Raw genomic sequence first — 11,512 nt, 5'->3', positions numbered from 1 at the left:
CCGGGAAGTCTGGTCGGCCGTTCGCGTGAGGCGCGGATGACGACGACCACCCCTGCCCGAGGAGATTCACCATGGCCAAGCGCCACAAGAACAGCCTTCCGCCGATGAAGGACGAACAGCCGAGCTTCGAAGAGTTCAAGGAAGCCGCGCACGTCGCCCCCGTCGCCGTCGCAGGACGGCTGACCCGCCGCCTCTTCACCCGCGGCACGTGGCCCGAGGCCCAGCGCGTCAAGGAACTGCTGCGCACCGAGACCATCGGCGGCCTCATCCTGCTCGCCGCTGCGGTCGCCGCGATCGTCTGGGCGAACTCGCCCTGGCGTGACGGTTATGAGGCCCTGCGGGACGCGCACATCGGCCCCGACTTCCTCGGGCTCAACATGTCGGTGGCGCACTGGGCCGCCGACGGCCTGCTCGCCGTGTTCTTCCTCGTCGTCGGGCTCGAACTCAAGCACGAGTTCGTCGCCGGCGACCTGCGCAACCCGGCAGCCGCCGCAGTGCCCGTCATCGCTGCCGTCTGCGGTGTCGCAATGCCTGCGCTCGTCTACGTCGCGATCAACGCCGCAGCCGGCGGCGAAGGGCTCAAGGGGTGGGCCATCCCGGCCGCCACGGACATCGCGTTCGCCCTCGCGGTGCTCGCCGTCATCGGTTCGCACCTGCCCACGGCGCTGCGTTCGTTCCTCCTGACGCTCGCCGTCGTCGACGACCTCATCGCCATCACGATCATCGCGATCTTCTACAGCAAGGGCTTCTCGCTCGGCTGGCTGCTCGCCTCGATCGCGGTCGTCGCAGTCTTCGGCTTCCTCACCCAGCGCGGCATCAAGCACTGGGCGATCCTCGCGCCGCTCGCGATCGTGGCGTGGGTCTTCATGTACAAGTCCGGCGTTCACGCCACGATCGCTGGCGTGCTGCTCGGCCTCGTCGTTCCGGTCAAGGGCAAGCACGCCCTCGCCCACCGCATCGAACACCGTCTGCGCCCCTATTCGGCAGGGTTCGCCGTGCCGGTCTTCGCGTTCTTCTCCGCCGGCGTCACCGTCGTCGGCACGAGCATCACCGAGACGCTTGCGGACGCCGTCACGCTCGGCGTCATCGCCGGCCTCGTGCTCGGCAAGGTCGTCGGCATCTTCGGCAGCACGTTCCTCGTCAGCAAGTTCACGAAGGCCAAGCTCGACGAGAACCTCTCGTGGGCCGACGTGTTCGGCCTCAGCCTCCTCGGTGGCATCGGCTTCACCGTCAGCCTCCTCATCGGCGAGCTCGCGTTCGGCACCGGAAGCGTCAAGGACGACCACGTCAAGGTCGGCGTGCTGCTCGGCAGCCTCCTGTCCGCGCTCCTCGCGAGCATCGTGCTCGGACGCCGCAACCGCATCTACCGCCGCATCGAGGAAGAGGAGACGCGCGACGCCGACCGAGACGGTGTGCCGGACGTCTACCAGCGCCCCGAACCGGCCTGAACCGCACCGAACCGAGGAGCCGGTAGGCGCGAATCGGCCGATATCGGTAGTGTGTCCATTGAATAGAAAACGTGTGATGCGACGGACGGCCGTCACCTCGACGAGGTGACGCCGCCTGCTGAACAGGAGATAACCATGGCCCTCAACACCCCCCGGGGCTCCGAGCGCACGCTCGGTCAGCTCGTTTCGGACGCTTCCGCTGACCTCTCGAACATCGTCAAGGGCGAGATCGACCTGGCGAAGATCGAGATCAAGGCTGACGTGCAGAAGGCCGGCAAGGGTGGCGGCATGCTCGCTGCCGCCGGTGTCGTCGCCCTGTTCTTCGTCGGCTTCCTCCTGACGGCCCTCGCCTGGGCCATCTCGGAGGTTCTCGACTGGCCGAACTGGGCCGGCTTCCTCATCGTCGCGGGCATCCTCGCGCTCGTCGCCGGAATCCTCGCCCTCGTCGGCATCAAGTCGATCAAGCAGGTCAAGGGCAAGCCAGTCAAGACGATCGACAACGCGCAGAAGACCGTCGCGGCCATCAAGCCCGCCAAGTGACGTTCTGACCTGCCGCACGAAGGCGGCTCACCCTCGAGGGTGGGCCGCCTTCGTCATGTTCGCCTTCCTCATGTTCCCGGCCGGGCGTTCAGCTGAGGAAGCGATCGGGCACCTGACGCTCGTCGTCGCGGTTCCACGAGCGCGCTACGCCCCCGGTGGTCAGGACCGCGTCGAGCACGAACGCCGTGAAGCCCCAGATGTAGAAACCGTCGACCTCGAACCCCGGCCCCTTGAAGCCGCGCGGGTGTGTGACCGTGTGGCGGTTCGCCGGGTCCACGAGATCGCGGACGGAGATGCGCGCGACGCGAGCGACCTCGACGGGGTCGAGCACCGAGATGTCGGACGGTACGTTCCACCAGGCGAGCACGGGGCAGACCTCGTAGTTCGTCACGGGCAACGCGACCGGCTGCAGTTCACCCATGACGTGGACGCCCTCGGGCACGAGCCCGATCTCCTCGTTGGCCTCACGCAGCGCGGTGTCGGTGAACGTGACGTCCTGCGGTTCGACCCCACCACCGGGAAAGGACACCTGCCCTGCGTGCTTGCGCAGATTGGTGGCTCGCTCGGTGAGCACCACGTCTTCCCCGCCGTCGTCGTTCGGGCCGAAGAGCATGAGGATGGCAGAGGCCTTGGAGCCCTGCTCGGGACGCGGCCACCCCGCGCACAGGTCGCCGCGGCGACCGGCGTCGAGCACCGTGTTCAGCCAGGGCGGAGGCGTGGCGTCGCCCACCGGCACGCTCATCGGGCCTCGCCCTGCGCCCCTGCACCGGAGTGACGTGGCACGACCGGCGTTCCTCGATGCCCGGTCGAGAAGGAGGCGTCGGGCACTCCCCCGTCGACGAGCAGCGGCACCGGCGCCTCACCACCCTTCGGGGCCGCGAGTTCGTACTTGAGCAGGGCGCGCGCCTTGTCCGGGTCGGTCTCGCCGTCACCGAAGGACGGGCACCACTGCGCCACCGGGCAAACGCCGCATGCGGGCTTGCGGGCGTGGCAGATACGTCGGCCGTGGAAGACGACGACGTGGCTGAGCATCGTCCAGTCCTTGCGCGGGAACATCTCGCCCACCTCGGTCTCGACAGCGACCGGGTCGGTCGACGTCGTCCAGCCGAAGCGGCGCGCGAGGCGCCCGAAGTGGGTGTCGACCGTGATGCCCGGAACACCGAACGCGTTGCCGAGCACGACGTTGGCCGTCTTGCGTCCGACGCCCGGCAGCGTCACGAGGTCGGCGAGCTTGCCCGGCACCTCGCCGTCGAAACGTTCGACGAGTTCCTGACCGAGCTTGATGACCGAGCGCGTCTTCGCCCGGTAGAACCCGGTGGGACGCAGGATCTCCTCCATCTCGCTCGGCTCCGCCGACGCCAGTGCCGCAGCGTCCGGGTAGCGACGGAAGAGCACCGGCGTGACCTTGTTGACCCCGACGTCTGTGGTCTGCGCCGAGAGGATGGTGGCCACGAGGAGTTCGAGCGGCGACTCGAAGTCGAGTTCGGCTCGCGCGTACGGGTACTGCTCCACGAGTCTGCGGTAGATGCGGCGTGCCTGACGCACCCGCCCCGTGGCGGTCTCGGGCACGCGCGCGGCCCGCTTCGGCGGCGTCACGGTTTCGGAGGTCATGCCCACACCCTAGAACGCCCCACCGACACCCCCGAGCACCTCATCTGCTGGACGAACGAGCGCCCTTTTCCGCGCTTTCCTGGGAGTGAACTGTGTGGAGCGTCACCCGAAACGTGGCAGGATGGAGGCGTGGACATTGAAGTAGTGCGTCAAGCTCCCCTTTTCGCCGCGCTGACGGACGAAGACGCCCAGGCTCTTCTGCAGCGCATGTCGCGCGCCCGTATCGAGCGCGGCGACATCCTCTTCGAAGAAGGGGAGGAGGGCGATCGCCTGTACATCATCACCTCTGGCAAGGTGAAGCTCGGCCGCCGCTCCCCCGACGGTCGCGAGAACCTGCTCGCGATCCTCGGCCCCGGTGAGATGTTCGGCGAGCTCAGCCTCTTCGACCCGGGCGCCCGCACGACCACGGCCACGGCCGTCGCCGGCACCGACCTCGTCGCGCTGGGTCACACCGAACTCACCGAGTTCGTCTCGTCGCGCCCCGACGTGGCCGTCAAGATGCTCGGCTCCATCGCTCGCCGCCTGCGTCGCACGAACGAAGCGCTCGGCGATCTCGTCTTCACCGACGTTCCCGGCCGTGTCGCCAAGGCTCTGCTCGACCTCGCGAGCCGCTTCGGCCGTCAGGTCGACGACGGGGTCCTCGTCGCGCACGACCTCACGCAGGAGGAGCTGGCTCAGCTCGTCGGCGCCTCCCGCGAGACCGTGAACAAGGCTCTCGCCGACTTCGCCAGCCGCGGCTGGCTCAAGCTCGAGGCCCGCGCCGTGACGCTGCTCGACGTCGAGCGCCTTCAGCGCCGCGCCCGCTGAGGCCGCACTCACCTCGGTTGACAGCGAAGCGCCCGTTCCTTGCGGGGGACGGGTGCTTCGCTGTGTCGTGGGGCTGTTCTCAGAGGCGGCCGAGATGGGCCAGCTGCGCCTTGACGACGGCCTCCACCGCCGGGCGCAGCTGCGGGCCGATGTCGCTGTAGGCGCCGTCCACGACGGGGCCGACGAGCTCGTCACCCTGCGCCGGCGAGTCGCCATTCTCGGAGTCGACGTCGGCCAGCACGGTCCGCACCTCGTCGAGGCGCTCCTGACGGTGGGCGCGGTAACGCTCGACGACGGGAGCGGCGTCGGCTCCGACAGGTCCGTGCCCCGGCGCCAGGACGACGACTCGCTCCCCCGCCTGCGCGACGAGCGCCATGAGGACGTCGAGCGTCGCGAGGTAGGCCGTGAGATCGCCGTCGGGGTAGGCGACGAAGCTGCTGCCCTCGCCGAGAATCGTGTCGCCGCTGAAGAGGACGTCGACGCCGTCGCGCTGGAGGACGAAGGCGGCTGAATCGCGCGTGTGGCCCGGCGCGAGCAGCACCTGGAGGTCGCCGATCATCTCGCCGTCGGTGAAGGCGTCGCCACCCGAGCCGCCACGCAACGCGACCGCGAGGCCGCGCCCACGAAGCGCCTCGACGAGCGCGCTCGCACCGCCCTCGTGGTCGTCGTGGTGATGGGTGAGCAGCACGACGACACGCGTGGCCTCGGCGCCCCGCACGGCGTCCATGATCGCGTCACGGTGGCCGGCGTCCTCGGGCCCCGGGTCGACGACGGCGACGAGCGAGCCGTCCCCGCCCGAAGCTTCCTCCAGGGCGATGACGTACGTGTTCGTGCCGCTGAGCGTCATCGGGCCGGGGTTGTCGCAGCGCAGGTGCCGCACACTGCCGGGGAGTCGGTCGAGTTGATCGGTCACAGGTTCACCTCCGCGTGAAGGTAGGGCCCGTCGGGGCCCTTCAGCAGTTCGGGGCGCGTGGGGAGGAAGTGGAAGCCGCGTGCCTGCTCGAGCGCCTCGGTGGCACTCGACGCCCGGGAGAGGCGCTCGAGCGCCGTGCGCGTCGGGGGCAGGAGGCGGGCTCGCCCAGCCTCGGCTTCTGCCAGCATGGCTTCGGGCCGAACCCACTGACCTCGCTGCGACTCACGCGACACGGCATCGGCAGTGGCACCGTCCGGCAGCAGCGCCGTGAGGAACCAGGTGTCGAAGCGGCGGCTCTCGAACGCGGGCGTGATCCACCGGTCGACGGCCTCGACGAGGTCTCCACGCAGCGTCAGGCCCGCAGCAGCCTCGGTGAACGAGACCTCGTGAGCCTCGACCTGAGTGCGGCGCGCCCTCCACTCGTCGGTGGCGACATCGACGATCGCGTCGCCGTCCCCCTCGGACGCGAGAAGCACTCCGGCCTCCTCGAACAGCTCGCGCAACGCGCACACGAGCACACTGAGCGCCTCGTCGTCCCCGACGCCGAGCCGATCGGCCCACGCCTGCTCGCCACCCGCGGGGCTGCGCAGGCGGTGCGCCGGAGCGTCGTCGACGCCGAGGTCGGCGGGGTCGACGCGTCCACCCGGGAAGACCCAGGTGGACGGCGCGAAATCCATCGTCGCGGCGCGTTCGATCATGAAGACCTCGACGGGCTCACCGCGCACCAACAGGACGGTGGCGGCCTGCGCCGGAACTGTCGGCTCCGGGCGCGGTTGCGTGTCGTCGAACCAGCGCTCGGCTGCCTCGGCGAAGGGACCGATCGGGAAGTCGCGAGGCTGCCTCGGGATGTCGCTCATCAGTCGGCGACGGCGACCGTGATCTCGACCTCGATCGGAGCGTCGAGCGGGAGTACCGCGACGCCCACAGCCGAACGGGCGTGGACACCGGCGTCACCGAACGCCGCACCGAGCAGCTCGGAGGCGCCGTTGATGACACCGGGCTGACCGGTGAAGGAGGGGTCGCTGGCCACGAAGCCGACGACCTTGACGACGCGCGTCACCGTGTCGAGGTCACCGACGACACTCTTGACGGCGGCGATGGCGTTGAGGGCACACGTGCACGCGAGTTCGGCGGCCTGCTCGGGCGTGACGTCGGCACCGACCTTGCCCGTGGCGGCGAGGTTGCCCGCCACCATCGGCAGCTGACCCGCGGTGTAGACGAGGTTGCCCTCGCGCAGCGCGGGGACGTAGTCAGCCACCGGCTTGGCAACCTCGGGCACCTCCAGCCCGAGCTTCGCGAGGTTCTGCTCGACCTGAGCCATCGCCGGTCAGGCCTTCGGACGCTTGAAGTAGCCGACGAGGCCGTTGCCGTCGGGGCCGGGAACGATCTGAACGAGCTCCCAGCCGTCCTCACCGAAGTTGTTGAGGATCTGCTGCGTCGCGTGAATCATGATCGGCGCGGTGAAGTATTCCCATTTCTGCATGCTCCCACCGTAGCCCGCAGACCCTGTTCGGGGACGACGAAGCCCGCCCCACATCTCGTGTGGAGCGGGCTTCGCTCGTGCCGGTCAGGGCTTGATGTACAGAGTGACCTTCTTGCCCTCGCCGATCTTCTGACCACCTGCGGGATCGGTCTTCCAGACCTGGCCGGAGGAGACCTCGCCCGAGTCCTGCTTGACCACCGTGGCCTGCAGCTTCAGACGCGCGAGTTCGGCCTTCGCATCCGCCTCGCTGCGGCCCTTGAGCTGCGGGACGGTGATCTGATCGCCCTTGATGACGCCCGAGCCCGGCTCGGGGAACGCCTTCTTCGGAAGACCCTTGCTGATGGCATCCATCGTTTCCTTCCACACCGGCGCGGCGATGTCGCCACCGTAGAGGAAGTTACCGACGTGCTTGGGGCCGATGGTGACGTTCTTGATCGGGTTGGTGTTCTCGCCGCCGCGTCCGACCCAGATCGCCGTCGAGTACTGCGGCGTCGAACCGACGAACCAGGTGTGCAACGAGCCGTCGACGGTACCCGTCTTGCCGAAGGCCTGACGCCCCTCGGCAAGAGCAGCCGACTTGGCCGTACCGTCCGGGCCGAGAACCGACTTGAAGATCTTGGCGACTCCGCGCGCCTCTTCGGCCGGCATGGCCTGCTTGCACGCGTTCGGCGCGAGCTTGACCGGGCGACCGTTCGCCTGCTTGATCGAGACGACCGGGCGCGGTGCGCAGTACTTGCCGTCGGCCGCGACAGTGGCGAAGGCGTTCGCCATCATGACCGGGCTCGACGAACCGGAGCCGAGCACGATCGACGAGGGGTCGGGGTTGATCTCGGACCAGCCGCCGCTCTTGAAGTCGGACGCATAGACGCCGAGACGCTTGTAGGCGTCGCGGACATTGCACGGGCCGAGCTGAGCGACGAGCACACCGAACGCCGTGTTCACCGACTCAGCCGTGGCCTTGGACAAGGACATCGGACCGGCGGGCACCTGGTGGTCGTTGCCGACCGACCACACGCCGCGGCCCTGACCGCACTTGCCCGGGAAGTTCTGCGAGGTGAAGTTGTAGACCGGACGCCCTTCCTTGCTGCTGTTCATGCGAGGAACGTTGACCGTCGAGTCGACCGCGCGGCCCTGGTGCATGGCCTCGACGATGGCGAAGATCTTCGCCGTCGATCCGATCGGGAACCCGGAGCGCGGATAGTTGACCGAGGTGTTGAACGAATCCGTACCCGCGACGGAGTACTTCGTGTTCTGCGCCATGGCCTCGACGTAGCCCGTGCCGGGTTCGATGATGACGCCGGCGGCCTGGACGTCGGCGCCGTTCTCGACGGGCACGCGCTTCTTGAGGTTCGCATCGAGCGCGGCCATCTTCTTCGGGTCGAGCGACGTCTGAATGACGAGGCCGCCGGTACGAAGCTTGCCGAGGCGCTCCTTGCGCGTCTTGCCGAGGGCAGGCTGCTGCGCAATCCACTGCGTCACGTAGTCGCAGTAGTAGGGGTACTTGCTCGTGGCGCAACCACCCGAGGAGTTCTCCTCGAGCTTGAGGTTGAGCGGCGAGTTGATCGCCTTGCGGCCCTGTGCCTCCGTGATGAAGCCCTGGTCGATCATCTTCTGGATACCGATGTTGCGACGCTTGACGGCCGCCTCGGGGTTCTTCACGGGGTTGGTGGCGTCCGGCAGGTTGACGACACCGGCGAGCGTGGCCGCTTCGGCGATCGTCAGGTCCTTGGCCGGGTGCCCGAAGTAGTGGCGCGATGCCGCTTCGACGCCGTACTGGAGCTGACCGAAGTAGACGAGGTTGAGGTAGCTCGTGAGGATCTGGTCCTTGGTGTGCGTCTTCTCGAGGTCGACGGCGTACTTGAGCTGCTTGAGCTTGCGGATGTAAGCCTTCGCACCGCTCTGGGCGACCGCCTCCTTGGCGGCCTCCTTGTCACCACTTTCCAGCGCCTGACGCTGGGCCGCCACCTTGACGTACTGCTGCGTCAGGGTCGAGGCGCCCTGGGTGCTCGAGGAGAACAGGTTCGACGCGATGGCTCGCGCGATACCTCTCTTGTCGAGGGCCCCGTGCTGGTAGAAGCGTTCGTCCTCGATGGCCACCTGGGCGTCTTTCATGACCTTCGGGATGGCACTGCTTGCGACGACGATGCGGTTCTCGTCGTACGGGGTCGCGATGACGCTGCCGTCCTTCGCCAGGATCTTGGACTGCTGGCTCAAAGCGTTCTCGGCGAACTCGGACGGGATGTTGTTGAACATCTTGACGCCGCTCTTGACGCCCGCGCCACCCATGCCGGTGACCGGCAGGAGAACGCCTGCCAGGAGCAGACCGAGGGCCACAGAGGTCGCGACGAAGGCGCCGAGCAGACTGAGGACGTTGCTCGTCGTCGAATTGCTCCGGCGCTTCTTCTTCGCAGCCGGACGGACCGCTGCGGCAGAGGGCTTTCCACGCATACCGGCCAGAGTATCGGGGTCACCTGAGAATCTCGGCGAGGCAGGTGCGGCGTGCCCGACCCGATCCTAGGGGGCCCGTCACGGATGTACTACTTCGATTTAGCACACCGAGAATATGGAAACTCGTCAGTAACTTTGCCTAGTCTGCGTATAGCTCAACAACGACGTGGTCTACGCCACAGCGTCATCCGCACCAACAGGGGAGGCACAGATGACGATCATGACCGAGGAAACCCAGACGCCCGTCTGGGACGAGAACTGGGCGGCTCGCGCCCAATGCGCGGCCACCGCGCCGGACGATCTCTTTGCCAAGGGGGCTGCTCAGCAGACGGCGAAGGTCATCTGCCAGCGTTGCCCGGTCGTCGCGGAATGCCTCGCGGACGCGCTCGACAACCGCACCGAGTACGGCGTCTGGGGCGGCATGACGGAACGTGAGCGTCGCGCGTTGCTGCGCCGTCGCCCTGACGTGAAGTCGTGGACCACGCTCTTCAAGATGGCTCGCGCCGACGAGGTCGCTGCCGGCATCAACCGCAGCGCCTGACCGGCCTAAACGACGAGGGCCCCGCACCGATCGGTGCGGGGCCCTCGCGCGTATCCAGGAGCGTGCGTCAGGCAAGAGCCTTCTTGACGGCGGCAGCGACGCGACCACCCTCGGCCTGGTCGCCGATCTTGGGCTTCACGACGCCCATGACCTTGCCCATGTCCTTCATACCGGACGCTCCGGTGGCGGCGACGGCCTCGGCCACGACGGCGTCGATCTCCTCGTCGGACAGCTGCTTGGGCAGGTAGCCCTCGAGGCAGGCGAGCTCGGCCTGCTCCTTCTCGGCGAGCTCGGTGCGCCCGGCGCCGATGAACGCGTCGGCGGCCTCGCGGCGCTTCTTCGCCTCCTTGACGACGACGGCCATGACCTCGTCGTCGGTGAGGTCGCGGTGCTCCTTGCCGGCCACCTCAGCGTTCGAGACGGCCGTGAGGACCATCCGCAGGGTGGAGCTGCGCACGCCGTCCCGCTCACGGATCGCGTCGGTGAGGTCGCTCTGCAGTCGGGCCTTGAAGGATTCGCTCATGGGGCCATTCTTTCACCCCGGTGAGAGAATCCCGGCATGAGTTTTCACTGCCCCTCGACCTCGAACGCCGCCCTCCGCACCGCCGCAGGCGCGGTGGCCGCAGGCGTCGGGGCACTCGCGTGGGGCACGCTCGTCGAGCGCAACTGGTACGCGTTGCGCCGGTTCGAGGTGCCGGTGCTCGCGCCCGGCAGTGCTCCGCTACGGGTGCTGCACGTGAGCGACCTTCACATCGTGCCGCGTCAGGAGCGACGTATTCAGTGGGTGCGCGAACTGGCCCGTCTGGAGCCCGACTTCGTCATCAACACCGGTGACAACCTCAGTGACGAGGACGCCATCCCATCGGCGCTGCGCGCGATGGAACCGCTCATGGCGTTCCCCGGCGCCTTCGTCTTCGGCTCGAACGACTACTTCTACCCGAAGCTGAAGAACCCGCTGCGCTACTTCGACGACTCGCATGCCAAGGGCGCGGCGATGCAGACGGGTGAGTTCGGCATCGCCCAGTTGCGTGACGGTTTCACCGCGGGCGGCTGGCTCGACCTCACGCATCGACGCGAACGGGTGCAGGTGGGGGCTGACGGCGTCGCGCTGGAGCTCGTCGGCGTCGACGACCCGCACCTCGAGTACGACGACTACGCGCAGGTCGCCGACGAGGCCGCGTCGCGCCGAGGTGAGGTGGCCGCGACGATCGGCGTCGTCCACGCGCCGTACACGCGCGTGCTCGACGCGATGACGGCCGACGGCGCGGACGCCGTCATCGCCGGTCACACGCACGGCGGGCAGCTGTGCGTGCCGTTCCACGGCGCGCTCGTGACGAACTGCGACCTCGACACCTCGCGCGTCAAGGGCGTCTCGCGCTGGTGGCCCGGCGCGTCCGGCGTCGACTCGACGCGGGCCGTGCCGATCGGGCCGGGTGCGCTCGCACCGGGCGGCTCGCCCCTCGACTCCGCCGCCGAGATCGGCGAGCGCTTCGACGTCCTCGACGCCCACCGCGTGCACAACGACTCGGTCTCGCGCTCGGAGGCTACGGCGCGCGAACGGCGCCGCACCGCGCTGCCGTCGTCCGCCGCGCCCGACGACGCGGCGTGGCTGCACGTCTCCGCCGGGCTCGGACACAACAAGTACACGCCCGTGCGCTTCGCCTGCCGTCCCGAGGCGACACTCATCACGCTGACGGCGAAGGCGCACTGACGAGCCCTGC

General features: G+C 68.4%; 13 protein-coding genes. 5 read left to right on the top strand and 8 right to left on the bottom strand.

Going from position 1 to position 11,512, the window contains the following annotated elements:
• The first annotated feature begins 71 nt into the window (after positions 1–71).
• Positions 72–1,448: a Na+/H+ antiporter NhaA gene (gene nhaA / locus K9D12_RS05295; RefSeq protein WP_225910954.1), complete on the top strand. Its 1,377-nt coding sequence runs from the start codon at positions 72–74 to the stop codon at positions 1,446–1,448.
• Positions 1,449–1,583: 135 nt separating this feature from the next.
• Positions 1,584–1,988, top strand: a complete 405-nt coding sequence (locus tag K9D12_RS05290) for a phage holin family protein (RefSeq protein ID WP_223059662.1) — start codon at positions 1,584–1,586, stop codon at positions 1,986–1,988.
• Between the two features lie 88 nt (positions 1,989–2,076).
• Here the strand turns inward: K9D12_RS05290 and K9D12_RS05285 are convergent, their stop codons facing one another.
• Together K9D12_RS05285 and nth are read right to left on the bottom strand one after the other, a co-directional pair.
• Positions 2,077–2,730, bottom strand: coding sequence for a CoA pyrophosphatase (locus K9D12_RS05285; RefSeq protein ID WP_187037182.1), 654 nt, complete (start codon positions 2,728–2,730; stop codon positions 2,077–2,079).
• Positions 2,727–3,599, bottom strand: a complete 873-nt coding sequence (gene nth, locus K9D12_RS05280) for an endonuclease III (RefSeq protein ID WP_223059661.1) — start codon at positions 3,597–3,599, stop codon at positions 2,727–2,729. The genes K9D12_RS05285 and nth overlap by 4 nt, the downstream gene beginning before the upstream one ends.
• Positions 3,600–3,728: 129 nt before the next feature.
• Here nth and K9D12_RS05275 point away from each other — a divergent pair, with 129 nt between their 5' ends.
• Complete coding sequence (locus tag K9D12_RS05275; RefSeq protein ID WP_047312491.1) at positions 3,729–4,406, top strand: Crp/Fnr family transcriptional regulator; 678 nt, start codon at positions 3,729–3,731, stop codon at positions 4,404–4,406.
• 79 nt (positions 4,407–4,485) lie between these two features.
• On the opposite strand, the gene K9D12_RS05270 is transcribed toward K9D12_RS05275, so the two are convergent.
• From K9D12_RS05270 to K9D12_RS05250, 5 genes are all read right to left on the bottom strand, one after another.
• Complete coding sequence (locus K9D12_RS05270; RefSeq protein ID WP_223059660.1) at positions 4,486–5,319, bottom strand: MBL fold metallo-hydrolase; 834 nt, start codon at positions 5,317–5,319, stop codon at positions 4,486–4,488.
• A complete protein-coding gene (locus K9D12_RS05265; protein WP_223059659.1) occupies positions 5,316–6,176 on the bottom strand; it encodes an NUDIX domain-containing protein in 861 nt (286 codons plus the stop codon). The genes K9D12_RS05270 and K9D12_RS05265 overlap by 4 nt, the downstream gene beginning before the upstream one ends.
• Entirely contained in the window at positions 6,176–6,640 is a 465-nt protein-coding gene (locus tag K9D12_RS05260) for a RidA family protein (protein ID WP_223059658.1), read from the bottom strand. Before K9D12_RS05260 ends, K9D12_RS05265 begins: the two co-directional genes overlap by 1 nt.
• A 6-nt stretch (positions 6,641–6,646) precedes the next feature.
• Positions 6,647–6,802: a DUF4177 domain-containing protein gene (locus K9D12_RS05255; RefSeq protein ID WP_118914533.1), complete on the bottom strand. Its 156-nt coding sequence runs from the start codon at positions 6,800–6,802 to the stop codon at positions 6,647–6,649.
• A gap of 84 nt (positions 6,803–6,886) precedes the next feature.
• Positions 6,887–9,250, bottom strand: coding sequence for a transglycosylase domain-containing protein (locus tag K9D12_RS05250; RefSeq protein WP_223059657.1), 2,364 nt, complete (start codon positions 9,248–9,250; stop codon positions 6,887–6,889).
• Between the two features lie 211 nt (positions 9,251–9,461).
• On the opposite strand from K9D12_RS05250, the gene K9D12_RS05245 reads away from it, so the two are divergent.
• Positions 9,462–9,791: a WhiB family transcriptional regulator gene (locus tag K9D12_RS05245; protein ID WP_047312494.1), complete on the top strand. Its 330-nt coding sequence runs from the start codon at positions 9,462–9,464 to the stop codon at positions 9,789–9,791.
• A 67-nt stretch (positions 9,792–9,858) separates the two neighbouring features.
• On the opposite strand, the gene K9D12_RS05240 is transcribed toward K9D12_RS05245, so the two are convergent.
• Complete coding sequence (locus K9D12_RS05240) at positions 9,859–10,314, bottom strand: GatB/YqeY domain-containing protein (RefSeq protein ID WP_047312495.1); 456 nt, start codon at positions 10,312–10,314, stop codon at positions 9,859–9,861.
• A gap of 36 nt (positions 10,315–10,350) precedes the next feature.
• Between K9D12_RS05240 and K9D12_RS05235 the strand changes: the two genes are divergently transcribed.
• Complete coding sequence (locus tag K9D12_RS05235) at positions 10,351–11,502, top strand: metallophosphoesterase (RefSeq protein WP_225910953.1); 1,152 nt, start codon at positions 10,351–10,353, stop codon at positions 11,500–11,502.
• Positions 11,503–11,512 lie beyond the last annotated feature (10 nt).

Origin of the sequence: Dermacoccus sp. Tok2021 (assembly GCF_019895135.1) — a bacterium.
Lineage (GTDB): Bacteria > Actinomycetota > Actinomycetes > Actinomycetales > Dermatophilaceae > Dermacoccus > Dermacoccus abyssi.
The sequence above is the reverse complement of the archived record's forward strand: the minus strand, read 5'-3'. Positions and strand labels throughout refer to the sequence as shown.